The sequence below is a fragment of the Agromyces italicus DSM 16388 genome, from assembly GCF_000421545.1.
Classification (GTDB): domain Bacteria; phylum Actinomycetota; class Actinomycetes; order Actinomycetales; family Microbacteriaceae; genus Agromyces; species Agromyces italicus.
Genome location: NZ_ATXF01000006.1, coordinates 211,977 through 238,467 on the forward strand (window position 1 = coordinate 211,977; position 26,491 = coordinate 238,467).

Below are 26,491 nucleotides of genomic sequence, written 5' to 3' on the forward strand. Positions count from 1 at the left end.
GGAGAAGTGCCGCGGGTTTCGAGACGCCCTCCTTCGTCGGGCTCCTCAGCCCGCTCAACGAACTGCTCAAGTAGACTTTCCCGCTGTGAACAACCGCACCCTCGTCAAGAACCTCGCCGCGCTCCCCGACGGCCCCGTCACCGTGTCCGGATGGGTCGAGACGGTTCGTGATCAGAAGAAGGTGCAGTTCGTCATCCTGCGCGATGAGTCCGGCGCCGTGCAGCTCGTGAACCCCGCTACGCGCGAGCTCGACGAGAGCCAGCAGGGCGACGCCGAGGCATCCGCCCGCCTGGCGACGACCGAGGTGATCTCGGCCCTCGCGCACGGCTCGTTCATCACCGTGACCGGCGAGCTCAAGCACGACGAGCGCGTCAAGCTCGGCGGCATCGAGGTCAAGCTCGCGACGCTCGACGTCGTCGCCGCTGCGAACCCCGAGACGCCGATCGCGGCCGACTCGAGCCTCGACAAGCGCATGGACTGGCGCTTCCTCGACCTGCGCCACCCGAAGCAGAACCTCATCTTCCGCATCCAGACGACGTTCCTGCACGCGCTGCGCGGCGTCTGGGTCGAGAAGGGTCTCATCGAGATCCAGACCCCGAAGCTCATGGCCTCGGCCTCCGAGTCGCGCGCCGAGCTGTTCGAGGTCGACTACTTCGAGGGCAAGGCGTACCTCGCGCAGAGCCCCCAGTTCTTCAAGCAGATGGCCCAGGCCGCCGGCTTCGGCGGCGTGTTCGAGGTCGGCCCCGCGTTCCGCGCCGACCCCTCGTTCACGTCGCGCCATGCGACCGAGTTCACCTCGATCGACACCGAGATCAGCTGGATCGAGTCGCACGAGGACGTCATGGCCCTCCACGAGGAGCTCATGGTCGCCGGCTTCCAGGCCGTCGTCGACAAGCACGGCGCCGAGATCCAGGAGCTCTTCGGCATCGAGATCCAGGTGCCGTCGCGTCCGTTCCCGCGCATCCCACTGGCCGAGGCGAAGCAGATCGTCGCCGACCACGGCTACGTCATCCCCCGCGCCGACGCCGACATGGACCCCGAAGGCGAGCGCCAGATCTCGGCGTACGTCAAAGAGACCTACGGTCACGACTTCGTCTTCCTCACCGACTACGCGGCGAGCATCCGGCCGTTCTACCACATGCGCCACGCAGACGACTCGAGCCTCACGAACTCGTACGACCTCATCTACAACGGGGTCGAGATCTCGACGGGCGCGCAGCGCGAGCACCGCATCGACGTGCTCGTCGAGCAGGCCCGCGACAAGGGCATGGACCCGGAGGAGCTCGAGTTCTACCTCGACTTCTTCCGCTACGGCGTGCCGCCGCACGGCGGCTTCGGCATGGGCCTGGCCCGCGTCCTGATGCTCATGCTCGAGGAGCACTCGATCCGCGAGACGACGTACCTGTTCCGCGGCCCGACGCGCCTGCTGCCCTGAGTCTCGGCCGAGCCATCCCGCCCGTTTTCATGGCGCGCAACACGGCGGTGTCGCGCAAATCGTCGTCATGGCTCGCGAGTGGCGACCGTTTGCGCGACATCACGATGCGGTGCGGGCCGGGCCTGGCCAACCGCGGGCGACGAGGGCCTCGCGCACGCGATCGAGCTGGCGCTCGCGGGCGAGTCCTCGGTGACGCTTCGTGAAGCGGATGACTCGCCAGCCGAGCCGCGCGAGATCGTCGAGCCGATCGACGTCACGCGAGTACTGACTGTCCTCGGTGCGATGCTGCTCGCCGTCGTATTCGACGAGCACACGGTACTCGGGATACGCCGTGTCACCGAACGCGAACACCCGGCCGCGCTCATCGGAGATCGGCTGGTTCACGATGGGCTCGGGCAGTCCCGCCTCGACGAGGTCGAGTCGAAGTCGCGTCTCCTCGGGCGAGTCCGTGCGGGCGCGCACGAGCTCGAACGCGGCGGCCAGTGCGCGATGGCCGCGGCGGCCGGCGTGACGCACGACCGCAGCCCGCATCCGCTCGAAGGTCGAGAGCGGATGCTTCCGCCTGAGCAGCGAGTCACCGGCGACGACCAGCTCGCGCACCGACGACGTCGAGGCGAGCTGGCACCACGCGTCTTCGGGTGAGACGAGGGGCAGGCCGCGCAGCCTGCCGACTCGGGTGCCGCCCGCGCCCAGCCGGTGGCCGCGCACGCCCTTCCCGCGCGGGATCGCGGCAGGCGCGAACGCGGCGACGTCGAGTTCATCGATCTCGTGGCTCCGCGGTACGACGATGCCGAACAGTCGGCATGCGGTGGCATGGCTGAACACCTGGCCCCGCCGCATGACGAGTAGTTTCGCGCGGCAGCGCGCCTCGAGGTCGACAACGGGCGTCGCGCTGCGAACGCCGTGGAACGGTCTGACAAGATCGCGCCCGCGCAGCCGACGCTCGGTCACCCCGTGCCCGACCGCCCCGGCCGTCGTGAACGCGTGCGCCTGCAGCTTGTCGGGCAGGGGCGCGTGCGGTCGCATCCGCCCACCCTGCCGCCCGAGGTCCGCCCGCAGGGCGCGCCCCAGCTCACCTGTGGACGAACTCCCAGTCCCGCTGCCTGCCAAGGAGAGGAGTCGACCGGCCGTGATGTCGCACGAAACGTCGCCACGTTTCGCACATGACGACCGTCTGCGCGACATCACGATATGAGCGAAGCGCCCGGCCCAGCCCCGGCCCGCGCCGGCCGTGATGTCGCACGAAACGTCGCCATCAGCCGAGCACAGCGACCGTTTGCGCGACATCGCGGGCGGGGGCGGGCGAGGGCGGGCGGGGGCGGGGGCGGGGGCGGGCGGGGCGGCGCCCCATGCCAGCCCGTAGGCTCGAAGCCATGGTCGATCTCACTCCGCTCATCCGCATCGAGGGCGGCACGTTCCGCATGGGCTCGAACGAGTTCTACGCCGACGAGACGCCGGTGCACGAGCGCGAGGTCGGCGCGTTCGAGCTCGAGCAGCACCCGGTGACGACCGAGCAGTTCGCCGCGTTCGTCGAGGCGACGGGCTATGTCACGGTCGCCGAGCGGCCGCTCGACCCGGCCGACTTCCCAGGCGTCGACCCCGCCGACCTCGTGCCGGGCGGGCTCGTGTTCACCCCCACCCCGGGCCCGGTCGACCTGCGCGACTGGCGGCAGTGGTGGCGATGGGGCGCCGGCGCGAGCTGGCGGCATCCATTCGGCCTCGAGGGCCTCGATGCACTCACCGAGCGCCCGACGCACCCGGTGGTGCAGGTGAGCTTCGAGGATGCCTCCGCCTACGCCGAATGGGCCGGTCGCCGACTGCCCACCGAGCCCGAGCTCGAGTTCGCCGCGCGCGGCGGGCTCGAGGGTGCGCGTTTCGCGTGGGGCGACGAAGAGACGCCCGACGGACAGGTGATGGTGAACCGGTGGCTCGGGCACTTCCCCTACGAGACGAGCGTCGGTCACGCGGGCACCTCTCCCGTCATGAGCTTCCCTGCGAACGGGTACGGTCTCTACGACGTCACCGGCAACGTGTGGGAGTGGACGACCGACTTCTACACCGAACGGCATGTGCCGCCGAGCACCGCCGACGCCGCGGTCGCCGCAGGCACCCGCCCGAACCTGCTCGCCGCGGCCTCGGCCGAGCCCGGCTCGCGCATTCCCCGCCGGGTGCTGAAGGGCGGCTCGCACCTGTGCTCGCCCGAGTACTGCCTGCGCTACCGGCCGTCGGCGCGCTCGCCGCAGGCCGACGACACGGCGACGACCCATATCGGGTTCCGGTGCGCCCGAACCCTAGGCTGAGCCCAGGCCGAAGAATCCGGGGCGGCAAGGGGGGCGCGTGGGTGAGCTGATCGTCGCATTGCTGCCCCTCGCGCTCGGGATCCTGCTCAGCCCCCTCGCGTACATGGCACTCGTCGCGGTGCTGCTGTCACGGATTCCGCGCGCGAACGGCATCGCCTTCCTCGCCGGTTGGGCGATCGGCCTCGTCGGTGTGCTCGCCCTCTCGATCTGGATCTTCGGGCTGCTCGGCGCGCAGCCGCCTGGCGAGCCGGCGCGATGGGTCTCGATCGTGCACCTCGTGTTCGGTCTCTTCTTCCTCGGTGCGGCCGTCTGGGTGCACCGCAGGGGCGCCGAGCGGCTGCGCGCCATGTCCGAGGCGAACACCCCCCGCGAGGTCGTCCGCGCGGCCGCACCACGGGTCTCAGCCTCGCCGAGGCTGCCGGGCTGGCTCCAGGCCGTCGATTCGTTCAAGCCCGGGCGCTCGGGTGCGCTCGGGGTCGCGATCTTCGCGCTCAACCCCGTCGACGCGTCGTGCGCGATCGTCGCCGGTCTCGATTTCGTCATCGCCGAGCTGCCCGACGCCGAGACCGTCGCGATCGCGACCGGGTTCGCGGTCATCGGCATCCTGCCCATCGCCGTACCGGTCGTCTACGTGCTCGTGCGCGGCGCGAAGGCGCAGCCGTTCCTCGACGCGACGCGCACCTGGATCGCGTCGCACACCGGCCTCCTCAACGCCGCGTTCCTGCTCGTGATCGCCGTGCTCCAGTTGCAGAAGGGCATCGCCGGGCTGCTGTGAACCGGTCGAGATCTGCGTCGACTTGTCGAGACCCTTCGTCGACCGGTCGCCTTCGTCGAGCGGTCAGCCGATCTTCGCCGCGACGGCCGCGTCGAGCGTCGGGTAGACCCGGCCCTCCTGCTCGAGCCCCCTGAACCATCGCCCCTTGCGCGCGGTCTCGGCCCCCGACTCGGGCACCGCGGCGAGGCGCAGCTCGACGCCCTCGCCCGCGAGCTCGCGGTCGAGCTCGGCGAGCGCGTCGAGCACCGTCACCGACACGACGTCGAGGCGGCCGAGCTCGAGGGCGACCGCGGTCACCGTTCCGGCGTCGCGCCGCGCATGCACCGCGTCGAGCACGGCGTTCTCGTACGCGAGCACGTTCGCGGTGTACAGCGGGCCGAGCAGTCGCACGGGCAGCACCCCGCCGCGCAACTCGCCGACATCGACCCGCAACCGGTTGAGCTCGCGCAGGATCACGACCATCGTCGCGATCACGCCCACGGCGACCGCGAGCAGCAGACCCGCGGTGAGACCCACGATCGCGGTCGCGATCGCGATCCAGAAGTCGTTGCGGCTGATGCGCCAGAAGCGTGCGAGCGCGCCGAGGTCGATGAGCCCGACGACGGCGACGAATACCAGCGAGGCGAGTGTCGCCTGCGGCAGCAGGCTCAGCACCGGCCCGAGGAACAGCGCGACGAGTACGGCGAGCACGACCGTGACGATCGACGAGAGCTGCGTGCGCGCGCCCGCGCCCTGGTTGACCGCGCTCTGCGAGAATCCGCCCGCCGCCGGAAGCACCTGGAAGAACGAGCCGACGGTGTTCGCCGCCCCGGTCGCGAAGAGCTCCTGGTTGCTGTCGATGCGCGGCTCGCCGGGCTTGCGGATGCCCCGGGCCACCGCCGCCGATTCGAGGAACGCCATGATCGCGATCGCGCACGCGCCCGGAAGCATGGGCACGACGTTCGCGAACGTCGGAAGCTCGAGGGGCGGGAACCCCTGCGGCACGGGCGCGATGAGTTCGACCCCCTGCTCGTCGATGCCCGCGAACGCGACGAGCAGGATGCCGACCGCCACCACGAGCAGCGGCGCCGGCACCTTCGGGAGGAACGCCTTCAACAGGAACATGGCCGTGATCGAGCCGACCGAGAGCAGCACCGTCGTCACGTGCGCCGAGGGCAGCGCCTCGAACGCGGCGAGCAGCGAGCTGAAGAAGCCCTCGCCCGACACGTTCGACGTCTCGCCGAGCAGCTTCGGCAGCTGCCCGACGGCCACGGTCGCGCCGACGCCCACCTGGATGCCGACGATCGTCGCCTGCGAGATGTTCTCGACGAGCGACCCGAGCTTCGCGAGCCGGGCGATCAGCAGGATCACGCCGACCACGAGCGTCAGCGCGATCAGGTCGGGCACCGGGTCGTCGGAGCCCGCGGCGACCCCGGCGCTGACCAGCGTCGTCGCGGTGAGCGTCGCGATCGTCGACGTCGTCGACACGCTCATCGCCCGCGAGCCGCCGAGCATCGCGTACACGAACATCGGCACCATGCAGGTGTAGAGGCCGAGCTGCACCGGCAGGTTCGCGATCGTCGCGTACGCCATGGCCTGCGGAATCACCACGGCCCCGGCCGAGAGCCCCGCGATGAGGTCGGCCCCGAGCCATCCGCGCCGGTAGCCCGCGAGCGTCGGGAAGAATCGGCGCCGCCGCTGCACCGGTGCGATGGTCGAGCTCACGTCGTCAGGCCTCGGGGAAGACGCGGGTCCAGTCGCGCTTCACGCTCACGACCGTATAGCCGTTGGCGGACGCCTCGGCCAGCACCTTCTCGGCACCCTTGTCGTACGGGATATCACCGCGATCGGTGTCGTCGTCGTGCCGCACCACGAGGGCGAATCCGCCGCCCTTGCGTGCGAAGTCGAGCATCGCCTGGTCGCCGTTCGAGTTGCCCCCGGCGAACAGCGGCCGTCGGCCGATGCGGCTCCAGATGCGAACGGGCTTCTCGGGGCCGTCATCGAAGAAGTCGAGGCCGGCGGCGTAGTGCACGTCGTGGGTGGCGGGGTCGTACGACAGCCCGAACGCCGAGCCGACCACCCGCTCGGGCGGAATGCCGTAGTTCGCCATCGTCATCGGCCGCATGAAGTCGCGTTCGCCGCCCGACACGATGTACACGGTGAAGCCGTGCGCCTCGAGGTAGCGCATCAGCTCGACCATCGGCGCGTAGATCGTGTGCGAGTACGGCGTGCCGAGCGTCGGGTGCGTCGCGGTGGCGAAGAACTCCTCGACCGAGGCCGCATACGCGTCGATGCTCGTTCCGGCGGTGGCGCCGACGACCGCGCCGATCAGGATCTTCAGGTCGGCGTCGTCGCCCTGGTAGTGCTTCTCGACGGCGCCGGCGAGCCAGCCGAGGTCGCCGCTGACGACCGCCTTGTACGGCTGCCGCTCGGCGAGTGACGGGTCGGCGTCGGCCTGACGCTTCCACTGCTCGACCAGGTAGGCGAGCTGGGTGACGAGCGGCTTCTCGGTCCACAGCGTGCCGTCGTTGTCGAACACGGCGACGCGCTCGGCCTCGGGCACGGCGTCGGGGCCGGTCGTCACCTTCTCGACGAAGTCGACGATCGCCCGACGGGTCTCGGTGTCGGCCCAGGAGGGCAGTTCGTTCGGCATCGCGTTCCTCTCGCGGTCGTGTCATCGACTGGCGACGGCAGGGGCACGAGACATCCGCACCCCCGCCGTCATTCTGTCAGGGCAGGCGATCAGTCTCGCGCGTACGCAGCGGCGACATGCCGTTCGACGTCGATGTAGGCGTCGTCGGCGACGTCGAAGACGACCTTCTCGACCTCACCGCCGCGGTAGGGGAACCTGCCGGTGTAGTCGTCGGCCGAGACGCTGTCGGCAGAGTCGTAGCCGATGCAGAGCCCATCGCCGCAGAGGGTGAAGTGACCCATCTGGGTACGGATCTCCTTCGTGTCGACCGCATGGTCGTCGATGTACAGGGTCGCCGTGCCGAACACCTCGTGCTGCTCGCTCATGCGCTCCTTCGTGAAGTCGATGCCGAGCACGTGGTGGCCCGCCGCGGGCATCGGCGCCGTCAGCCGCTGCACCTCGCCGATGCCGAGGAAGTTGTTGACGTACACCAGCTGTCCGTCTTTCACGAAGAGCGCGTGCCCGCCGAAGCGTGAACCCGCCGCGAAGATGATGCCCTCGGTGTCGGCGGTCGTGACCACGTCGCCGAGCGCCTTGAACGAGACGGCGTGCACGTTGGCGGCGCTGCGTTCGGGGATCTCGCTGGTTCCCGGGTAGTAGGTGTACTGCCCGCTCGGCGGCACGGGGATGTGGAACTCCATCTCGAGGAAGGTTCCGAGGTCTTTGCCGACGACGACGAGGTCGTTGAGCGGCAGCACGTTGTTGGCCTTCGCCTCCGACATCCACAGCGCCTTGAGCTCTTCGAGCTTCTCGGGGTACTGCTCGGCGAGGTCGTGCGCCTCAGCGCGGTCGACGTCGGTGTGGAACAACTGCCACCGGTCGTTCTCGAAGTTCGAGAGTCCCGAGATCGGTCCGTGCTCGGTCACGGCCTTCCAGCCCTCGTGCCAGATGCCGCGGTTGCCGAACATCTCGTAGTACTGCGTCTGCTTGTTCGTCGGGCCGTCGGGTGCGGCATCGAACGACGGCACCATCGAGACGCCCGAGAGCGGCGTCTGCTCGACCCCGTTGTAGGTGTCGGGGAAGGTGACCCCGCACGCCTCGAGAATGGTCGGCACGATGTCGGTCGAGTGGTGGTACTGGCCGCGGACCTCGCCGCGCGCGGCGATGCCCTTCGGCCACGAGATGACGAGCGGGTCGGCGATGCCGCCCTGGTAGACGTAGCGCTTGAACATCTTGTACGGCGTCGAGAACGCCGTCGCCCACCCGGTCGGGTAGTGGTTGTAGGTGTCGGGGGTGCCGAGCACGTCGAGGTACTTGAGGTTCTCCTCGATGGTGTCGGGGTAGCCGTTGAAGAACTTGTTCTCGTTGACCGAGCCGTTGGGCGAACCCTCGCCCGACGCGCCGTTGTCGGCCGCGTAGATGACGATCGTGTTCTCGAGTTGGCCCGACGCCTCGAGGTAGTCGATGATTCGGCCGACCTGGGCGTCGGTGTACTCCGAGTAGCCCGCGTACACCTCGGCCATGCGGCTGAAGAGGCGCTTCTCGTTGTCCGACAGCGAGTCCCACGGGCGAACGCGGTCGCCCTCGTTGAAGGTGCCCTCGGTCATCGGGTTGATGGGCGTGAGCTCGGTGCCCTCCGGCAGGATGCCGCGTTCGATCATGCGCGGCAGCACCCATTCGCGGTAGGCCTCGTAGCCGTCGTCGAACTTGCCCTTGTACCTGTCGATGTACTCCTGGGGGGCGTGGTGCGGGGCGTGGTTCGCGCCGGGGCAGAACCACAGGTACCACGGCTTGTCGGGCTCGGTCTGCTTCGAGTCGCGGATGAAGGCCATCGCCTTGTCGGCGAGATCCTTCGAGAGGTGGTAACCCTCTTCGGGCGTGTACGGCTGGTCGATGTAGTGGTTGTCCTCGGCGAGCGACGGGTACCACTGGTTCGTCTCGCCGCCGATGAATCCGTAGAACCGGTCGTAGCCCTGGGCGAGCGGCCAGTCCTTCTTCGAGCTGCCGGCGGTGAAGGCGTCGATCGGCACGTTGTGGTTCTTGCCGATCCAGAACGTCGACCATCCGGCATCCCGCAGCACGTTCGCCATCGTCGCGTTCGACGGAGGGATATGCGAGCTGTACCCGGGAAAGCCGCTCGACGACTCCGAGATCGACGCGAAGCCGTTGAGGTGGTGGTTGCGCCCGGTGAGGAACGTCGACCGCGTCGGCGAGCAGAGCGCGGTCGTGTGCCACTGCGAGTAGGTCAGGCCGTTCGCCGCAAGCTTGTCGAGCGTCGGCATCTCGATGCGTCCGCCGTACGGCGACCACGCCGCCTGACCGGTGTCGTCGAACAGCACGACGAGCACGTTCGGCGCGCCCTCCGGCGCCTTCGACGGCAGGAAGGCGTCCCAGTCGGCCTTCGAGTCCCGCACATCGAGTTCGATCTTGCCGTTGAATTCACGCGCCACGGCGTCTTCTCCTCTGTGAGCCAAGGGGCGCAGACCCGCATCCCCTGCTCGTCACCCTAGCCACGGGCGTGGTGGGGCACCACAGAATCGCGGTGAACTCGGAGTGATGAGGAGGACTCAGCCGCTCGCGCTCGACGCGGCGATCATCCGGTCGCGCAGATCGCGGTCTTCAACCGCACGGGGTCGACACGCCAGTACGTGTGCACCTCGCCGTCGATGAGCAGCACGGGGATCTCTTCGGCGTAGCGCGCGCGCAGCGCCTCGTCGTCGAGGATCGACTGCTCGTCGAGCGAGATGCGGCACGCGGCATCCTGCTCGAATTCGGCCATGACCGCCTGCACGACCTCTCTCGCGTCGTCGCAGAGGTGGCAGCCGGGCTTGCCGATCAGGGTGAGCTGGATGTCACGGGCCATGCCTCGATGCTACGTCGCCGCCGCGGGCGGGGTGGCGGCGATCAATGTTAGTGACTAACATTAGCGGGGTGAGTCACCCGAAACCAGTCAGCGCCCGGGCCGAGGCGACCCGGGCACGCCTCGAGGCGACGGCCGTCGAACTGTTCGAGGTCCACGGATACGAAGGAACCACCACGGCGATGATCGCCGCGTCGGCCGGCGTGTCCGAGATGACCTTCTTCCGGCACTTCCGCAGCAAGGAGGGCGTGCTGTTCGACGACCCGTACGACCCGCTCATCGTGCAGGCGATCGCCGCGCAGCCGACCGGCCTCCCGCCGATCCGCCGCGTCTCGGCGGGCCTCAGGGCCGCGTGGGCGGCGATCTCGCTGCCCGATGTGGAGACCGTGCGCCGCCGAGTGCGGATCGCCGGCACCACGCCGTCGCTCCGGGCCGGCATGTGGGCGAACATGGCGCGCACGGAGGACGGGATCGTGGAGCAACTGGTCTCGGACGGGACGCCCGAACCGATCGCGCGGATGGCGTCGGCCGCGGTGCTCGCAGCAATGACGGCCGCCCTGACGGCGTGGGCCGCCGACGACTCCACCATGCTGGGCGCCATGCTCTCGCAGGCGTTCGATGTCATCGACGGAGCGTCGCGTGCCTGACGGGATGACACTGGAGCGCGTGAGCCGGAGCTACCGAGGCGGCGCGGGGGTGCACGAGCTCACGATGACCGTCGAGCGCGGCGAGGTGCACGCGCTGATCGGCCTGAACGGGGCAGGAAAGTCGACCCTCATGAAACTGCTGCTCGGAATGCTCCGACCCGACACGGGCGTGATCCGGATCGGCGGTGAGGATTCGAGGCGCACGGATTCCGCGACCTGGTCGCGGGCCGGGCACGTCGTGGAGACACCGCTGGTCTACGGCGAGCTGTCCGTGCGGGCCAACCTGCGAGCCGCAGCAGCGCTCCACGGCGTCGCCCGCAGCGACCGGGAACGCGTCGTCGATCGCGCCCTCGAGGCGCTCGCACTCCGTCGATACGCCGACACCCGCGCACGCACGCTCTCTCTCGGAAACCGCCAACGGGTCGGCCTCGCGATCGCCCTGCAGCACCGGCCCGACTTCGTGGTGCTCGACGAACCGACGAACGCGCTCGACCCGAAGGGAACCCTGCTGCTGCGCGACCTGGTGCTCGAGCGGGCGCGAGGCGGAGCATCCGTGCTGATCTCGAGCCACCATCTCGACGAGGTCGCCAGGGTCGCCGACCGCATCACCGTCATGAACGGCGGCAGGCTCATCGGCGGCCTCGACCCGCATGAGGCCGACCTCGAGGGAGCCTTCTTCGCGATGGTGCTCGAGGACGATCAGGCCCGCGCCACCGACGGGAGCCCGGAGTGAACCGCCGCGAGGCGCTCGGAGCGGCGCTCGGCGTCGAGGGGCGAAAGCTGCTCGCCGCCCGCGTGCCGCTCGTGGCGGCGGCGTTGCTGATCGTCGGCGTCGTCGCGATCTGCCTCGTCGTGGTCGTGACCGCGGCGAGCGGCCCATCGGCGCTGATCGCCAAGCTCGGTCCGCTCGCCGGCCGGGGAGGATGGCCGGGCCTCACCTCAGCGGCCATGCAGGTGACCGCCGCCGGCGGATTCCTCGCCTGCGGCACCGTCGCGGGCTGGCTGTTCGGTCGCGAGTTCGCCGAGGGGACGGTGGCCGGGCTCTTCGCGCTGCCGGTGCGCCGCGCCGACGTGGCGATGGGCAAGCTCCTCGTCTACCTCGCGTGGGCGCTCGTCGTCGCGATGCTGCTCCCCGCGGCGCTGGTCGTCGCCGGACTCGCCGCCGGCTTCGGCGCACCTGGATCGGAGGAACTGGCGGCGCTCGCGCGTCTCGCGGTGCTGATGCCGCTGACGGCGCTCATGGCGACGCCGGCGGCCTTGATCGCAACGCTCGCCCGCGGGCTCCTCGGCGGGATCGCGGCGACGGTGGTGCTGGTCGCGAGTGCGCAGGTCTTCGTGCTCTCGGGCGTCGGCGCGTGGTTCCCGCCGGCCGCTCCCGCGCTGTGGGCGATGGCCCCTGATCAGGCCAACACGACCGCCACCCTCGTCGCGCTCTGGCTGCCGGTCGTGTCGGCGGTGCTCATCGTCGTCGCGTGGCGACGGTTGCAGCTCGATCGCTCGTAGTGGATGCCGCTCGCGGCTCGCAACCCGACCCGATGCCCGGAGACAGCGAAAAGCGCCGAACCCCGGTGGGGTTCGACGCTCAGCCGTCGTCGCTCGCGCGACTACTTCTTGTTGCGACGCTGGTGGCGCGTCTTGCGAAGAAGCTTGCGGTGCTTCTTCTTCGCCATGCGCTTGCGACGCTTCTTGATGACGGAACCCATCAGAACCTCACAGAAAAGATCGTGCCGGCCGCGCGTGCCGCAGCCGAAAGGCAGAATGCCTCGGGGTAGTCTACCGGATTCGCGAGCCACCCCCTTACACGCGCCCGATCCGCGCCCGCGCCATGCGTTAACGTCGAAGGATGCAGGCCTCCGATGTCGTCATCCGCCCCACGACCGCCGACGACTGGCCGGCGGTACGGGCCCTGCGCATCGAGATGCTGCGCGACTTCCCGATCGCCTACGCCGAGACCCTCGAGCATGCCCTCGAGGTCGACGAGGCCGGCTGGCGACTGCGCGCCGCGCGCGGCACCACCGACGGCCAGACCTCGATCGTCGCGATCGAGGGCACGCGCTGGGTCGGCCACATGGGCGGGTACATCCCGGATGCCACGTCGGGCCCCCTGCTCGTCGGCGTCTACGTCGCACCCGACCACCGCGGCGATGCCGCGGGCGTCTCACGTCGCCTGCTCGCCGCCGTGGAGGAGTGGGCGCGCGGCTACGGCAGCACCCTGCGCCTCGAGGTGCACGAGACGAATGCGCGGGCGATCCGCTTCTACGAGAAGCTCGGATTCACCCTCACCGGCCGCAGCCGCGAGTACGAGCTCGCCCCCGGCGGCCTCGAACTCGAGATGATCAAGCCGCTCGCCTGACGCCCCGCCACCCTGGCCCGGCCTGTGCCCGCCGGCCTCCAGACACTCGAGTCGCCGAAAAGTGCTGATCCCCGCGCATGGAGGCGCGGTTTGTGGCGACTCGCGCGTCAGCCGGGCGCCGCGATCGAGGGTCAGCGGGCGAGCGCAGCGACGACGAGGCAGGCGCAAGAGGCAGTCGAGGTGAGCGCTCGCACGTGGTTCCAGGCGAGCCATCCCGAGCGGAACCCGCGCCACGCCGCGCCGAGCGCGGCCTCGTCCGTCGCGGGCGCTGCGGCCAGGCGGTTGTTGCGCGGCACGTTCGCGGCGGCAGTGACACCGATGGCGCCGACGAGGTAGACGGCCGCGGCGGCCAGCATCAGCCAGCCCGTCCCGCCGATGCGGCCGGTGACGATGAACACGAACACGACGAGCAGGACGAGCACGGCCCCAGTGCCGAACAGCGCGAGCATGAGCGGTGGCCGCGGCGCCGTCACGTTGATCTCCCGCATCGCTCGGGCGGCGTCGGCGGGCGGCAGGCGATCGAGCCCCTGCACGACGAATCCCGAGAACGCGAAGAACACCCCCGCAACGAGGCCGGTGCCGATGATGCCGAGAACGAGGAGGCCGTGGAAGGCGACGATCATCGCGCCAGTCTGGCGGAAATCGCCGCGGAGCGGGAGCGTTTCGAGATGCTCCTCCGTCGCGCGCTCCTCGACGGCGGAGAGGGCTACTTGCGCTTGACGACCTGGGTGACCTGGTGGGCCGTGTCGGCGAAGACCTTGCCGATCGCCGAGGCGAAGGCCCATTGGTCTTCATTCAGCGAAGCCTCGTGCGCCTCGGCGCCGGCGAGCGTCGCGGCGTCGGCCGCGGCATCCGATGACATGAACGGGATCAGCCAGTCTTCGAGCGTCTCGAGCGGCCCGCGATCGAGACGGTAGTAGCGATGCTGCCCCTCTTCGCGCACGGTCACGAGGCCCGATTCGCGGAGCACCTTCAGGTGCTTCGAGACCGTGGGCTGACTCGTGCCGAGCGCCGCGACGATCTCGGAGACGCTGATCTCGCCGCCCGACTGCGGCACCGCCGACTCTCGTTCGAGCAGCACGGCGAGGATGTCGCGCCTGGTCGCGTCCGCCACCACGTCGAAGATGTCAGCCATGCCCCAAGGGTAGTCATTCACGGCGGGGAGTACCATGACTCACGCGTTCGATGACGGCACATGAGGGGGGTCGATGCGCGCACAGGGGGTGGCCCGCCTCGGTCGAGTGGACCGTCGCTCGTGGCTCGGCAAGGTGCGCGACGCCATCGACGCCCTCGTCAGGAGTTCGCCGGCGCGCTTCGCGATCCTGATCTTCGCGTCGCTGATCCTCGTCACCACGCTGCTGTTGTCGCTGCCGATCGCGCGGGCGGGCGAACGCAGCAGCACGCCCTTGGCCGACGCCTTCTTCACGGCGGTGTCGACGATCTGCGTCACCGGACTCACCACGGTCGACATGGCGACCTACTGGTCACCCTTCGGCAATGCGGTGATCATCATCGGCATGAACGTCGGCGGCATGGGCGTGCTGACGCTCGCGTCGATCCTCGGCCTCGTGATCTCGCGCCGGCTGGGGCTTCGTGCCAAGCTCATGGCCGCGAGCGACACGAACCCGTCGCGCATCCACGTCGGCCCGGTGGCTGAGCGCCAGGCGATCCGCCTGGGAGAGGTGGGTGGCCTGCTCGTCACCGTCGCAGTGAGCACGCTGATGATCGAGACGGTGATCATGCTCGGGATGATTCCGAGCGTGCTCGCCGCGGGACACGACCTCGGCACCAGCGTCTGGTATTCGGCGTACTACTCGGTGAGCGCGTTCACGAACACCGGATTCGCCCCCAACGTGGCCGGACCCGTCGAGTTCTTCGACGACTACTGGTTCCAGTCGCTCATGATGATCGCGGTCTTCCTCGGCAGCCTCGGGTTTCCCGTGATCTTCGCGCTCGCGCGGGCATGGCGGAGTCCGCGCCGGTGGAGCGTGCACGTCAAGCTCACCCTCGCGACCACCGGAATCCTCTTCGCGCTCGGTGCACTCGCGTTCCTCGTGCTCGAGTACGACAACCCGAAGACCTATGGCAGCTTCGGGTTCGGCAAGACCCTGTTCGAGGCCCTGTTCATGTCGACGATGACCCGCTCGGGCGGCTTCTCCACCATCGACATGGCCGATCTCTACCCATCAAGCCTGCTGGTCTCAGACATGCTCATGTTCGTCGGCGGAGGCTCGGCGTCGACCGCAGGCGGCATCAAGGTGACGACGCTCGCGGTGCTGTTCCTCGCCGCGTTCGCCGAGGCGCGGGGCGCGCCCTCGATGGAGGCGTTCGGCCGGCGCATCCCGCGCGACATCCTGCGCCTCGCAGTGAGCGTCGTGCTGTGGGGCGCCACGATCGTGGCGGTCTCCACGATCATCCTGACCCAGATGACGAAGGCCCCGCTCGACTTCGTGCTGTTCGACGTGATCTCGGGCTTCGCCACCTGCGGCCTGTCGACCGGATTCACCTTCGACCTCCCGCCTGAGGGCAAGTACGTCATGGCCGCGACCATGTTCATGGGCCGCGTCGGCACCGTGACCCTCGCCGCCGCGCTCGCCGCGAGTCAGCGACGACAACTGTTCAAACGACCGGAAGAGAGGCCCATCGTTGGTTGACAAGATCAGGCACGACGCCCCGGTGCTCGTGATCGGCCTCGGCCGGTTCGGCGCAGCCACCGCAGGCCAGCTCGACCGCCTCGGCCGAGAGGTGCTCGCGGTCGACACCGACGAGAATCTCGTGCAGAAGTGGTCGGAGCGGGTCACGCACGCCGTGGTCGCCGATGCGAAGAACCTCGACGCGCTGCGCCAGATCGGCGCCCAGGACTTCTCGATCGCGGTCTGCGCGGTCGGGTCGTCGATCGAGGCATCCGTGCTCATCACCGCGAACCTCGTAGACCTCAAGATCCCGCAGATCTGGGCGAAGGCGATCTCGGCGTCGCACGGAAAGATCCTTCAGCGCATCGGCGCGAACCACGTCATCTATCCCGAGCGCGAGGCCGGCGAGCGAACCGCGCACCTCGTGTCGGGCCGAATGCTCGACTTCATCGAGTTCGACGACGACTTCGCGCTGGTGAAGATGTACCCGCCGAAGCCGATCCGCGGCAAGAACCTCACCGAGTCGGGCGTGCGCTCGAAGCACCGGGTCACCGTGGTCGGCGTGAAGAGCCCCGGCAAGCCCTTCACCTACGCGACCGAGAACACGGTGGTGTCGAACCACGACCTCATCATCGTGTCGGGCACCGAGGGCGACATCGAGAAGTTCGCGGCGCTCGAGTAGGCGAGAACACCGCTCAGCACCGTTCGTGCGACTTCACGATGTGGAATCGCGCGCATGGCTGCACCCACCGGTCTCGAGGAACGACTTGTGCGACTTCACGATGTGGAGTCACACGAATGGCGTGAAGAGTGGTCGCTATGAGCCGTTTGCGCGACGTCGCGCAGGTGGGGCGCCGTGGCGGGCGTTAGGAACCCGTTAGCAAGATTCACAAATTTGTGAAACCGGCGTAGCATCTCGCTCATGACGACAGTGATCAGCGCCGCGGGCCTCCAGAAGCGGTTCGGCCGCACCGTCGCGCTCGACGGGCTCGACCTCGACGTCCAGTCCGGCGAGGTGCACGGGTTCCTCGGCCCGAACGGCGCAGGCAAGTCCACCACCATCCGCATCCTCCTCGGCCTCGCCCGGACCTCGGGCGGCACGGCCGCGCTGTTCGGCGAGAACCCGTGGAAGCACGCCGCAGAACTCCACCGGCGGGTCGCCTACGTGCCGGGCGACGTGAGCCTCTGGCCGAACCTCACCGGCGGCGAGGCGATCGACCTGCTCGCGCGACTGCGCGGTGGCACCGGCGACAGGGCCGGCTACGCCGCCCGCAAGCAGCGGCTCCTCGAGGTCTTCGACTTCGACCCCCGCAAGAAGGGCCGCGCCTACTCGAAGGGCAACCGCCAGAAGGTCGCCCTCATCGCCGCGTTCGCGACACCCGCCGAGCTCTACATCCTCGACGAGCCGACGAGCGGCCTCGACCCGCTCATGGAGCAGGTGTTCAACCGCGAGATCGCGCGCGTGGCGGGCGAGGGTGCGACCGTGCTGCTCTCGAGCCACATCCTCTCCGAGGTCGAGGAGCTGTGCGACCGGGTCAGCATCATCCGAGCGGGCAAGACCGTCGAATCGGGCACCCTCGCCGAGCTCCGCCACCTCACCCGCACCGAGATCGCGTTCGCCGCCGACGGCCTCGACCCCGCCGCACTCGCCGCCGAGATCGACCGCATCCCCGATGCGCACGACCTCGTCATCGACCACGGCCGGGCGAGCTTCACCGTCGACAGCGACCGCGTGGCATCCGTGCTGCCCGAACTCACCCGGCTCGAGGTGCGCGCCCTCACCGTCTCGCCGCCGTCGCTCGAAGAGCTGTTCCTGCGCCACTACGGCGACGAACTGACCGAGCGCGTGGCCGAACCCGTGGAGGGGGCCCGCGCATGACCGCCTTCGGCACGCTGCTTCGGCAGCGGTTGCGCCGCGACCGCCTGCAACTCGCGCTCTGGCTCGTCGGCACCGCGCTGCTCGCGTACTCGTCGGTGGCCGCCGTCGCCGACACGTACGGCAGCGAGTCCGAGCGCAGCGAGATCCTGCAGCTCGCGACCGCGAGCCGCACGATCCTCGTGTTCCGCGGCACGCCGAACGGCCCCGAGCTCGGCGCCTTCCTGTTCTTCCAGATCTTCGCCTGGCTCGCGCTCATGGGCGGCCTCATGAGCACCTTCCTCGTGACACGGCACACCCGCGCCGAGGAGGAGCAGGGGCGCGCCGAGCTGATCGCCGCGACCCCGGCCGGACGGGTCGCACCGACGGTCGCGACGCTCGTGCTCGGCGTACTCGCGAACCTCGCGCTCGGAGCGCTCGTCGCCCTCGCGTTCATCGTCGGCGGGCTCGAGGCCGCCGGCTCGTGGGTCGCCGGCGCGGCGATCGCCGCGAGCGGCATCGCGTTCGTCGCGATCGGGTTGCTCGCGGCGCAACTGTTCCGCACCTCGCGCGGGGCGAACGGGGCGGGTGTCGCAGCGGTCGTCGGCGCCTACCTGCTGCGCGGCATCGGGGATGCCTCGGGCACGCCTTCGTCGGATCTGCTGCACGTGACTCCGGCGTGGCCGAGTCTGCTCTCGCCGATCGGGTGGGGCCAGGCGACCGGCGCGTACGTGGAGAACGACGTCGCGCCGCTCATGCTCGCGCTCGGGTTCACGGCCGTGCTCGTCGGCGTCGTCTTCTGGCTTCAGTCGGTGCGCGACCAGGGGGCGAGCCTCTTGCCTGGCCGCAACGGACGGGCCGCCGCGGGCCCCGCCCTGTCGAACTCCTTCGGCTTGGCGTGGCGGCTCAACGTCTCGACGCTCATCGCGTGGGCGGTCGGCGGCGCCGTCGCCGGCCTCACCGCGAGCTCGCTCTCAGAACTCGTCGCGCAGCTCGGCGGCGAAGCCCCAGAGATCGCCGACACGCTCCAGGCGGCGCTCGGCGGCGGCGCCACCCTCGAGCAGGCGTTCATCGCCACCTTCTTCGGCATCATCGGGGTGCTCGCCGCGTGCAGCGCCGTGCAGGTCGGAATCCGCGCGCGCCAGGAGGAGGCGCACGGCACCGCCGAGCAGGTGCTCGCCACTGCCGTGCCGCGCACGCGCTGGCTGCTCGAGTACTGGTTCGTCGGGGTGATCGTCATCGTGGTCGTGCTCGCCGCCGCGTGGCTCGCGGGGCTGGCGGGCGCCGCGACATCCGATGGCGCCGATGAACTCGTGCCGCTCATCTCGCAGGCCGCCCTCGCCCAGTTGCCGGTCTCGCTCGTGTTCCTCGGGCTCGTGCTGCTCGCGTTCGTCTGGATGCCGCGCCTGACGATCGTGCTCGGCTGGGTGCTCGTCGGCGGCGCGGCGATCCTCGGCACCTTCGGCCCGCTGCTCGGCGCACCCGACTGGCTCACCGATCTCTCGCCGTTCACCCACTCCCCCGTTCCGACGGGCGATGACGTCGACTGGGCAGGCGGGTTCTGGATGCTCGCGATCGGACTGGTCGCGGCAGCCCTCGCCGTCGCCTCGATGCGACGCCGCGAGCTCACGACGGCCGGTTGAGCCGGGCACCCTGAGAGAATCGAAGGATGGCGCGCGACGAGCAGGCACTGAGCACGGCGGTCGAACAGTCGGCCGCCGTGCTCACCGCCGCGGGCTTTCCGAAGATGCCGGCGCGTGTGCTGATGGCCCTGCTCGTCGCCGACGAGGGCGGGCTCACGGCGTCCGAACTCGGCGAGTCGCTCGGCGTGAGCGCCGCCGCGATCTCGGGCGCGGTCAGGTACCTGCGCTCGCTCGGCATCATCCACCGGATGCCCCATCCCGGTAGTCGGCGCGAACGCTGGGAGATCTTCGACGACGCCTGGTACACGGCGCTCGCCGGCAAAAACTCGGTCTACGGCACCTTCGCCGAGACGGCGGCGCAGGCGATCGATGCGATCGGCGACCCCTCGTCGGCGGGCGCCCGGCGCACGGGCGAGATGGTCGCGTTCTTCCGCTTCATCGAGGGCAGGATGCCCGGACTGCTCGCCGAGTGGGAGGCTCTGCGCGGCGCCGGTGCCCCGGTGGTCGAGTAGCGCCAGCCCGGTGGTCGCGAGCGCCAGGCCGGTGGTCGCACCGGCTCGGTGGTCGAGTAGCGAGCGCCAGCGAGCGTATCGAGACCCCCTCGCGCGATTTCGACCGCGTATGCCACTGCCGATATGGTGTCTCCACAGGTACATGCTGGGGAGGGCACGTGACCGATGTCGCGATCGAGAAGGCGGCGCTCGAGGGCGCGATCATCAACGTCGATGCCACGCTCGGGCAGTACGTCGCGTACGCGAACGATCTGTGGGCGCGCGACACCGGCGTCGGCAACCCGGTCGGCAGGACCGCGCTCCGCGTGATGCTCGAGAACGCATTGGGGCAGGCAGCGCTCGAGGTACGCGATCATCACGCATCCGGGGTCGCGATCAGCGGGAGGCTCCGCGAGATCAACGAGTCGTTCGATGCGCTCGACGTTTCGCTCGGCGCGGGATGGGACGACGACTCTGTCGCTGATTTCGCCTAACCGCGGGTGGTCGCTCGAACGCATCGACTACGACAGTGGTCAGCTCGAGAGCATCCATCGGGACATTTCGGAGCTCATCGACGAAGCCGGCAACGCGCGCATCGTCCTTCGAAACGTCCAGCTCGGGCTCGAGGGTCGCGGCGCCAGCATCAGACGTGTGAAATCCGAGTCGGGGGCGCTGGCCACGAGCATCGTCCCGACCGTCGCATGGCTCCGCCGCGTCGCGAGCGTCGTGCGCGAGTACGGCGAGGCCGTTGCACTGTATGCCCGTGACGCCAACGCTCTGATCGACGAAGTCGAAGCCGCGCATCGTGCGTTCCAAGATGCCGATTCCGCTCTCGGCGCCGCCGAATCCGAGCAAGCGACGACGGAGAACGGCAGCGATGCAGCCGCCGCGCGGCGCGCAACGTCGAACGTCGACGACGCCCAGAGCGCTCTGTCGGGCGCGCAGACCACGCTGAACGATCTCTGGGACCAGTGGGAGAGGGCATACGCACGCTGGGACGATGCCTACGGTGCTGCGATCGCCGCACTGGTCAACGTCGATGGGCGGACCCTCAGCGCATCCCCACTCGGCGCGTCGACCCTCGCCGCGGTCGACGCACTCGCGAACGCCGATTCGCCGGACGAGGTCGCCCGGGTGTGGGACGACCTGTCGGAGGCACAGCGCGACGCGCTGCGGCGCACGCACCCCGAGTTCATCGGCAATCTCGAGGGCATCCCGTACCTGGATCGGTTTGTTGCGAATCGGGCGGTCTACGACGCGACGGTCAAGGCGGGACCCTACGGCGAACCGCTGGACTCGCAACTGGAAAGCCTCAAGCGGGAACTCAACTCCTTCGACGGTCAGCTGCTCATGTTCCACCCCTTGGAAGAGCCTCAGGCGACCGCAGCCGTCATGTACGGCGTACGCATCTCGGACGACGACGGCAACCCGATCGACCCTCTGGAAGGGATCACGAACGTGAACGTCCTCGTGGGCGGGATGTTCTCGAGCCTGGGAGATCTCAAGGCGTGGGGGAAGAGCGCGCGCGACCTCGACGAGTTCGCCGACGCCTACGGCAACGGCGTCCGCTCGGCCACCATCGCCTGGTACGGTTACGATTCCCCGAATCTCGCGACGGAGCACACGATGGGCTCTGCAACCGAAGGCTCCGCGACGCTGACGCAATCGCTGCTCGGACTCGACACCGCGGTGTCGGCGGCGGTCACGACCTCGGTGATCGGGCACTCGTACGGCAGCACCACGGCGTTCCTCGCCGTCGGCGGGGCGGAGGGCGACCTCGGCGTCGACCGACTCGTCGCCGTCGGTTCCGCCGGCGTGCCCGACGGATACCACGCCGGCTGGACGGGCGACGATCCGATGGACTACTCCGACATCGAGGTCTTCGCCTCCCGTGCGCCGGGAGACATCGTCGCACGCTACGGCGAGCACAGCTCGTTCGGGCATGGGACGGACCCGGAGACGCTTCCGGGTGCGATCAGTTTCGAGAGCGACGGGGGCGAGGTACCTGCGCTCAACGGCGGCACGGAGTACGGCCTCGGGACCCCCGGGCATGCCGCGCACGACGGCGGCAATGCCCCAGCATGGGGCTGGTGGGAGCAGGACAACGGCTACCTGTCACGGGACTCAGAATCGTTCCGTAACATTGCCAACGTCGTCGCCAACGGGGAGCCGCTCCGGTGAACACGATGATCGTGACGACGGACGGGCCTCGGGGATGATGAAGCGCTGGAGGATCTCGGCCGCCGCGGGTGCACTGGCATTCGCCCTCGTCGGGTGCGCGAATGAAGGAGGCGGAATGACTCCCACAGGCGATGAACTCGTCACACAGGCGAAGCAGCACTATTTCGACTACCGTGCCGTGACGAACGACATCCAAGCGCTGATCGACGAGGGCCCGTGGGAGGCTAGGATCGGTTCATTCGGAATGCAGCCCTCGAGCGCAGGCTGCCCCGACGGTTCGTACAATTTCAGCCTCACGCGTTCGACGCACGTGGATCCGGCCGAACACGATGAGCTGGCCGACGCCGTCCGCACCTACCTCGAGGACGCCGGATACGAGTACGAGGGAGTGAACCTCGGCTCGGCCGAGTCCGGCTCGTCTGACGTCATCGTCCGCAAGCAGGGCGACTTCTCCCTGCTCATGGTGACGTTCATCCACAACGGCAACGTGCTCGTCTCCGCCGAGACGAAGTGCTGGCCCGGCGATGACAACGAGCTCAGCGACGCGATCTTCGGCGATGCCATCCTCTCAGAGGGGTACCTGCCGCGCGAGGAGGCGCCGAGCGATCCCCTATTCTTCGGCGTCACACCCGGCCAGCCCGAGTTCGGCCCGACACCGACGCCGACCCTCACCCCTTGACGCAGTCACCTTCGTGCGACGGCCAACAATCGAGTTCGTAAGGTGAACAAGCGCTGGAGAGTCGCGGCCGCCGCGGGTGCACTGGCATTCGCCCTAGTCGGGTGCGCGAATGAAGGAGGCGGAGTGACTCCCACCGGCAATGAACTCGTCGCACAAGCGAAGCAGCACTACTTCGACTACCGCGCCGTGACGAACGACATCCAGGCGTTGATCGACGAGGGCCCATGGGACGCTGAGATCGGCACTTTCGGGATGCAGCCATCTGGCGCCGGCTGCCCCGACGGCTCGTACAATTTCAGCCTCACGCGTTCGACGCACGTGGACCCGGCCGAACACGATGAGCTCGCCGACGCCGTCCGCACCTACCTCGAAGACGCCGGGTACGAGTTCGAGGACAAGGAATTCGGCTCGTCGGAGTCCGGCTCGTCGGACGTCATCGTCCGCAAGCAGGGCGACTTCTCACTGCTCATGGTGACGTTCATCCACAACGGCAACGTGCTCGTGTCCGCCGACACGAAGTGCTGGCCCGGCGAACGCGCCGAGCTCAGCCGTGCGATCTTCGGCGGCGTCACCCTCGCCGAGGGATACTTGCCGCACGAAGAAGCGCCGAGCGATCCCCTGTTCTTCGGCGTCACGCCCGGCCAGCCGGGCTTCGGCCCGACACCGACACCGACGCCCGCCCCGGCCCCCTGACAGCTGCGCGCCTCACCCGCCCCATGAGGGTCGCGTGAGGATCTCCGCCGCCGCCCGTTCGGCTCTCGTCAGCGCCGACCTCCGCCGCGGCACATGGGCGTAGACCCGATGACATGTTCATCGCACACCTGCGCTCCCACCTCTCCACCGCACGCCTGTCGACCCGCCCGCTGCGTGCGGGCGTCTGGCCCGCGTCCGCGCGGATCGTCGGCCATGACCTCGTCGTCGACGGCAACTCCATGCTCGAACTCGCCCGGGCGATCGGCACGCCGTGCACCCGTACCTCCGCCGCGGCAGCGGCTGCGACCGCCGGCGGCGAACGATTCGCCTCGGTCATCGTCACCCGGGTACTCGCCGTCGACGAGCTCCCCGAGGGCGTGCTCGCGCCTGGATCGACGCGGTGCTCGACCAGGCGCAGCCCCTCACCGAGGAGTGCACCCTGATCGGCCGCAGCAGCACGGCCGTGACCCGCCGGGTTCGGCTTCGCCCCGACCGGGCCGGCATGCCCGAGGCGACCCTTCCGGCCGACCTCCGCGCGGGCGATGTGATCGCGATCCCCTGCCGCGGCGGTACCGCCCTGGCCGATGTCCGCGGCCGCTCGTCGCGTCCCGCGGCCGAACGACGCAAGCCCCACCAGGGCGGGCACGACGACGAGCAGCCGTGGACCCACTGCGGACGTTGACCCGGACTCCGCAGTGAGACGGGGGTGCACGTCGTCGTGCACCCCCGTCGGCGTGTGCACGGTCAGCGACGCCGCAGCCGCACCGCGGTGAGCGGCACCCGGCACGGCACCGCGACGACGTCGCCCGGCTGGATGTCTCCCGGCAGCCGGGCCGACTCCGCCCCGGCGCCGCGGCTGCCGGTGCGCGCGACGAGGTAGGGGTGCTCGTGGGCGGTCGATGCGCGGCCGATGAGCCGAAGCTCCGACCAGCACGCCCCGATGTCGTCGACCTGGGCGTCGAGGGCGATCACCCGTTCCTCGCCCTCCGTCCGCACCTCGGCGACCTCGAGCACCGCGACCGTGCACTCCGCGGTAGGCGACGGCAGGCCACCGGTGCCCGGCAACGACGCCGAGGCGGTGTGCACGCACGGAAGCCCGCAGAGCTCGGCGAGCCGGCACAGCGAGACCCCTGAGACGATGACATCGTCGGGAGTCGCCGAGGTGTGCTCGGGCCAGCGATCGGCGTCGAGCGGGTCGGGGATCGAGCGGCGCAGCGTGGGAAGGATCGACGTGAGGGTCATGAGACGGTTCTACGACGCGACGACGCTCCCGATGCCGGTCGTGACGGATCCGGAACGGCTCCGGGCGGCATCCTGACGCGTTCCCGACGCCCGGTGTGAGCACCGCGTTCGGATGAGCACGCGCAAGCGTTAGGGATCCGTGAGGACGCGGCCCGAGGCATCCCGCCGGGTGTTGCATCTGACGTGCAGCTGAACGCTGCCCGCCCATCGCGCCCCTGCGGTCCGCGGAATCCCGAACCTGGAGTCTCCGTGCTCGACGTCGTCTACATCCTCGGCATCATCGCCGTGTTCGTGGTCATCGGCCTCATCGCGAGAGGGGTCGAGAAGCTGTGATCTTCTTCGAACTCCTCGCCGCCGCGTTGGGTGTCGCCGCAGTGGTGTACCTGGTGGTCGCCCTCGTCAAACCCGAGAGGTTCTGATGGACGTGTTCTTCGCCGTCCTTCAGGCGGCTACTCTCGCACTCATCCTCGCCCTGCTGTATCGCCCGCTCGGCGACTACATGGCCCGCATCTACACCTCGACGAAGGACTGGAGGGTCGAGCGAGGCCTCTACCGGCTGATCGGGGTCGACCCGCGCTCCGAGCAGTCGTGGCCCGCGTACCTCCGCGGCGTGCTGGCGTTCAGCGTCATCGGCGTCTTCTTCGTCTACCTGCTGCAGCGTGCGCAGGCCGTGCTGCCATACTCGCTCGGCCTGCCTGCCGTGCCCGAGGGGCTCTCCTTCAACACGGCGGCCTCCTTCGTGACGAACACGAACTGGCAGTCGTACTCGCCCGAGGTGACGCTCGGCTACACGGTGCAACTCGCGGGCCTCGCCGTGCAGAACTTCGTCTCCGCCGCCGTCGGCATCGCGGTCGCGATCACCCTCGTGCGCGGCTTCGCGCGCCGGGGCTCGGGCACGATCGGAAACTTCTGGGTCGACCTGTTCCGCGGCTCGTTCCGCCTGCTGCTGCCGCTCTCCGTCGTCGGCGCGATCATCCTGATCGTCGGCGGCGTCGTGCAGAACTTCAACGGCTTCACCGAGATCACGACGCTCGCGGGCAACTCGCAGACACTCCCCGGCGGTCCGGTCGCCTCGCAAGAGGTCATCAAGGAGCTCGGCACCAACGGCGGCGGCTTCTTCAACGTGAACTCCTCGCACCCGTTCGAGAACCCGACCGCATGGACGAGCCTGTTCGAGTGCGTGCTGATGCTCGCCATCCCGTTCGCCCTGCCGCGCACGTTCGGCAGGATGGTCGGTTCGAACAAACAGGGCTACGCGATCCTCGCGGTCATGACGACGCTCTACGTCGTCTCGCTCGTCGCGCTCAGCTCGCTCGAGGCGGCCGGCAACGGCACCGCCCCCGAGGTCGCCGGCGGTGCGATGGAGGGCAAGGAGCAGCGTTTCGGCATCTTCGCCACCACGCTGTTCGGCTCGACGTCGACGCTCACTTCGACCGGCGCCGTGAACTCGATGCACGACTCGTACACCGCGCTCGGCGGCATGATGCCGATGCTGAACATGATGCTGGGCGAGGTCGCCCCCGGCGGCGTCGGCTCAGGCCTCTACGGCATGCTCGTGCTCGCGGTCATCGCGGTGTTCATCGCGGGCCTGCTCGTGGGCCGCACCCCCGAGTACCTCGGCAAGAAGATCGGGCCGCGCGAGATCAAGCTCGCGAGCCTGTACATCCTCGTCACGCCGACGCTCGTGCTCGCGGGCACCGCGCTGAGCTTCGCGATCCCCGGTGTCCGCGAGGACGTCGAGGCGACCTCGATCTGGAACCCCGGAATCCACGGCATGAGCGAGGTGCTCTACGCCTTCACGAGCGCGTCGAACAACAACGGATCGGCGTTCGCCGGCCTCACCGCGAACACGCCGTGGTTCAACACCGCGCTCGGCGTCGCGATGCTGCTCGGCCGCTTCGTGCCGATCGTGCTGGTGCTCGCGCTCGCCGGCAGCCTCGCCGCGCAGGACAAGGTGCCCGCGACCGCCGGCACCCTGCCCACCCACCGGCCGCAGTTCGTCGGCCTCCTCGTGGGCGTCACGGTCATCGTGACCGCACTCACCTACTTCCCCGTGCTCACGCTGGGTCCCCTGGCTGAAGGGCTGAACTGAC

30 protein-coding genes are annotated in these 26,491 nt (G+C 69.4%); 21 read left to right on the top strand and 9 right to left on the bottom strand.

The window, feature by feature from the left end:
* Positions 1–85 precede the first annotated feature (85 nt).
* Complete coding sequence (aspS, locus tag H516_RS0108985; protein ID WP_022889388.1) at positions 86–1,435, top strand: aspartate--tRNA(Asn) ligase; 1,350 nt, start codon at positions 86–88, stop codon at positions 1,433–1,435.
* A gap of 99 nt (positions 1,436–1,534) precedes the next feature.
* Here the strand turns inward: aspS and H516_RS0108990 are convergent, their stop codons facing one another.
* Positions 1,535–2,461: an endonuclease domain-containing protein gene (locus H516_RS0108990; RefSeq protein ID WP_022889389.1), complete on the bottom strand. Its 927-nt coding sequence runs from the start codon at positions 2,459–2,461 to the stop codon at positions 1,535–1,537.
* 347 nt (positions 2,462–2,808) lie between these two features.
* On the opposite strand from H516_RS0108990, the gene H516_RS0108995 reads away from it, so the two are divergent.
* Together H516_RS0108995 and H516_RS0109000 are read left to right on the top strand one after the other, a co-directional pair.
* Entirely contained in the window at positions 2,809–3,735 is a 927-nt protein-coding gene (locus H516_RS0108995) for a formylglycine-generating enzyme family protein (protein ID WP_022889390.1), read from the top strand.
* 37 nt (positions 3,736–3,772) lie between these two features.
* Entirely contained in the window at positions 3,773–4,510 is a 738-nt protein-coding gene (locus H516_RS0109000; protein ID WP_022889391.1) for a GAP family protein, read from the top strand.
* Between the two features lie 63 nt (positions 4,511–4,573).
* Here H516_RS0109000 and H516_RS0109005 read toward each other — a convergent pair whose 3' ends face one another.
* From H516_RS0109005 to H516_RS0109020, 4 genes are all read right to left on the bottom strand, one after another.
* Entirely contained in the window at positions 4,574–6,214 is a 1,641-nt protein-coding gene (locus H516_RS0109005; RefSeq protein ID WP_022889392.1) for a SulP family inorganic anion transporter, read from the bottom strand.
* Positions 6,215–6,218: 4 nt separating this feature from the next.
* A complete protein-coding gene (locus H516_RS0109010) occupies positions 6,219–7,142 on the bottom strand; it encodes an HAD family hydrolase (protein ID WP_022889393.1) in 924 nt (307 codons plus the stop codon).
* Between the two features lie 89 nt (positions 7,143–7,231).
* Positions 7,232–9,571 (bottom strand): arylsulfatase, encoded by a 2,340-nt coding sequence (locus H516_RS0109015; RefSeq protein WP_022889394.1) that lies wholly within the window; start codon positions 9,569–9,571, stop codon positions 7,232–7,234.
* A 143-nt stretch (positions 9,572–9,714) separates the two neighbouring features.
* Positions 9,715–9,984 (bottom strand): glutaredoxin family protein, encoded by a 270-nt coding sequence (locus H516_RS0109020; RefSeq protein WP_022889395.1) that lies wholly within the window; start codon positions 9,982–9,984, stop codon positions 9,715–9,717.
* A gap of 68 nt (positions 9,985–10,052) precedes the next feature.
* On the opposite strand from H516_RS0109020, the gene H516_RS0109025 reads away from it, so the two are divergent.
* From H516_RS0109025 to H516_RS0109035, 3 genes are read left to right on the top strand one after another with little or no spacing between them, the layout of a single operon-like run.
* The gene (locus tag H516_RS0109025; RefSeq protein WP_022889396.1) at positions 10,053–10,628 is read left to right on the top strand and encodes a TetR/AcrR family transcriptional regulator; all 576 of its coding nucleotides are present in this window, start codon (positions 10,053–10,055) and stop codon (positions 10,626–10,628) included.
* Positions 10,629–10,647: 19 nt separating this feature from the next.
* On the top strand, positions 10,648–11,361 hold the full coding sequence (locus tag H516_RS0109030; protein WP_245561771.1) for an ABC transporter ATP-binding protein: 714 nt from the start codon (positions 10,648–10,650) through the stop codon (positions 11,359–11,361).
* A complete protein-coding gene (locus tag H516_RS0109035) occupies positions 11,358–12,131 on the top strand; it encodes an ABC transporter permease (RefSeq protein WP_022889398.1) in 774 nt (257 codons plus the stop codon). The genes H516_RS0109030 and H516_RS0109035 overlap by 4 nt, the downstream gene beginning before the upstream one ends.
* 101 nt (positions 12,132–12,232) lie before the next feature.
* Here H516_RS0109035 and H516_RS21730 read toward each other — a convergent pair whose 3' ends face one another.
* Positions 12,233–12,331, bottom strand: coding sequence for a 30S ribosomal protein bS22 (locus H516_RS21730; RefSeq protein ID WP_003792170.1), 99 nt, complete (start codon positions 12,329–12,331; stop codon positions 12,233–12,235).
* A 140-nt stretch (positions 12,332–12,471) separates the two neighbouring features.
* On the opposite strand from H516_RS21730, the gene H516_RS0109045 reads away from it, so the two are divergent.
* Positions 12,472–12,981, top strand: a complete 510-nt coding sequence (locus H516_RS0109045) for a GNAT family N-acetyltransferase (RefSeq protein ID WP_022889399.1) — start codon at positions 12,472–12,474, stop codon at positions 12,979–12,981.
* Between the two features lie 131 nt (positions 12,982–13,112).
* Here H516_RS0109045 and H516_RS0109050 read toward each other — a convergent pair whose 3' ends face one another.
* Together H516_RS0109050 and H516_RS0109055 are read right to left on the bottom strand one after the other, a co-directional pair.
* Positions 13,113–13,604, bottom strand: a complete 492-nt coding sequence (locus H516_RS0109050) for an anthrone oxygenase family protein (RefSeq protein ID WP_022889400.1) — start codon at positions 13,602–13,604, stop codon at positions 13,113–13,115.
* 83 nt (positions 13,605–13,687) lie between these two features.
* Positions 13,688–14,116, bottom strand: coding sequence for an ArsR/SmtB family transcription factor (locus H516_RS0109055; RefSeq protein WP_026378611.1), 429 nt, complete (start codon positions 14,114–14,116; stop codon positions 13,688–13,690).
* A gap of 73 nt (positions 14,117–14,189) precedes the next feature.
* Between H516_RS0109055 and H516_RS0109060 the strand changes: the two genes are divergently transcribed.
* The 11 genes from H516_RS0109060 (at position 14,190) to H516_RS22115 (ending at position 23,838) form a co-directional block, all read left to right on the top strand.
* On the top strand, positions 14,190–15,635 hold the full coding sequence (locus tag H516_RS0109060; protein WP_033196995.1) for a TrkH family potassium uptake protein: 1,446 nt from the start codon (positions 14,190–14,192) through the stop codon (positions 15,633–15,635).
* Entirely contained in the window at positions 15,628–16,296 is a 669-nt protein-coding gene (locus H516_RS0109065; RefSeq protein ID WP_026378612.1) for a potassium channel family protein, read from the top strand. Before H516_RS0109060 ends, H516_RS0109065 begins: the two co-directional genes overlap by 8 nt.
* Before the next feature lie 240 nt (positions 16,297–16,536).
* Positions 16,537–17,493: an ABC transporter ATP-binding protein gene (locus tag H516_RS19345; protein ID WP_022889404.1), complete on the top strand. Its 957-nt coding sequence runs from the start codon at positions 16,537–16,539 to the stop codon at positions 17,491–17,493.
* Positions 17,490–19,112, top strand: a complete 1,623-nt coding sequence (locus H516_RS0109075; RefSeq protein WP_022889405.1) for an ABC transporter permease — start codon at positions 17,490–17,492, stop codon at positions 19,110–19,112. The genes H516_RS19345 and H516_RS0109075 overlap by 4 nt, the downstream gene beginning before the upstream one ends.
* A 26-nt stretch (positions 19,113–19,138) precedes the next feature.
* The gene (locus H516_RS0109080; protein WP_022889406.1) at positions 19,139–19,624 is read left to right on the top strand and encodes a GbsR/MarR family transcriptional regulator; all 486 of its coding nucleotides are present in this window, start codon (positions 19,139–19,141) and stop codon (positions 19,622–19,624) included.
* 158 nt (positions 19,625–19,782) lie between these two features.
* The gene (locus tag H516_RS22105; RefSeq protein ID WP_022889407.1) at positions 19,783–20,097 is read left to right on the top strand and encodes a hypothetical protein; all 315 of its coding nucleotides are present in this window, start codon (positions 19,783–19,785) and stop codon (positions 20,095–20,097) included.
* Positions 20,098–20,254: 157 nt separating this feature from the next.
* Positions 20,255–21,784, top strand: a complete 1,530-nt coding sequence (locus H516_RS0109090) for an alpha/beta hydrolase (protein ID WP_022889408.1) — start codon at positions 20,255–20,257, stop codon at positions 21,782–21,784.
* 115 nt (positions 21,785–21,899) lie between these two features.
* Positions 21,900–22,463: a hypothetical protein gene (locus H516_RS0109095; protein ID WP_157432207.1), complete on the top strand. Its 564-nt coding sequence runs from the start codon at positions 21,900–21,902 to the stop codon at positions 22,461–22,463.
* A gap of 123 nt (positions 22,464–22,586) precedes the next feature.
* The gene (locus H516_RS0109100; RefSeq protein WP_022889410.1) at positions 22,587–23,156 is read left to right on the top strand and encodes a hypothetical protein; all 570 of its coding nucleotides are present in this window, start codon (positions 22,587–22,589) and stop codon (positions 23,154–23,156) included.
* Between the two features lie 113 nt (positions 23,157–23,269).
* Positions 23,270–23,599 (top strand): hypothetical protein, encoded by a 330-nt coding sequence (locus H516_RS22110; RefSeq protein ID WP_026378613.1) that lies wholly within the window; start codon positions 23,270–23,272, stop codon positions 23,597–23,599.
* Between the two features lie 20 nt (positions 23,600–23,619).
* Positions 23,620–23,838, top strand: a complete 219-nt coding sequence (locus H516_RS22115) for a hypothetical protein (RefSeq protein ID WP_157432208.1) — start codon at positions 23,620–23,622, stop codon at positions 23,836–23,838.
* A 62-nt stretch (positions 23,839–23,900) separates the two neighbouring features.
* Here the strand turns inward: H516_RS22115 and H516_RS22120 are convergent, their stop codons facing one another.
* Positions 23,901–24,398 (bottom strand): hypothetical protein, encoded by a 498-nt coding sequence (locus tag H516_RS22120; RefSeq protein ID WP_022889411.1) that lies wholly within the window; start codon positions 24,396–24,398, stop codon positions 23,901–23,903.
* Positions 24,399–24,581: 183 nt separating this feature from the next.
* Here H516_RS22120 and H516_RS22125 point away from each other — a divergent pair, with 183 nt between their 5' ends.
* Genes H516_RS22125 through kdpA form a run of 3 tightly spaced genes read left to right on the top strand, consistent with a single transcriptional unit; the run spans position 24,582 to position 26,490 of the window.
* Positions 24,582–24,731: a hypothetical protein gene (locus H516_RS22125; protein ID WP_157432209.1), complete on the top strand. Its 150-nt coding sequence runs from the start codon at positions 24,582–24,584 to the stop codon at positions 24,729–24,731.
* Positions 24,728–24,817, top strand: a complete 90-nt coding sequence (locus H516_RS22130) for a potassium-transporting ATPase subunit F (RefSeq protein WP_022889412.1) — start codon at positions 24,728–24,730, stop codon at positions 24,815–24,817. Before H516_RS22125 ends, H516_RS22130 begins: the two co-directional genes overlap by 4 nt.
* Positions 24,817–26,490, top strand: a complete 1,674-nt coding sequence (gene kdpA / locus H516_RS0109130; protein ID WP_022889413.1) for a potassium-transporting ATPase subunit KdpA — start codon at positions 24,817–24,819, stop codon at positions 26,488–26,490. Before H516_RS22130 ends, kdpA begins: the two co-directional genes overlap by 1 nt.
* The last annotated feature ends 1 nt before the right edge of the window (position 26,491 follow it).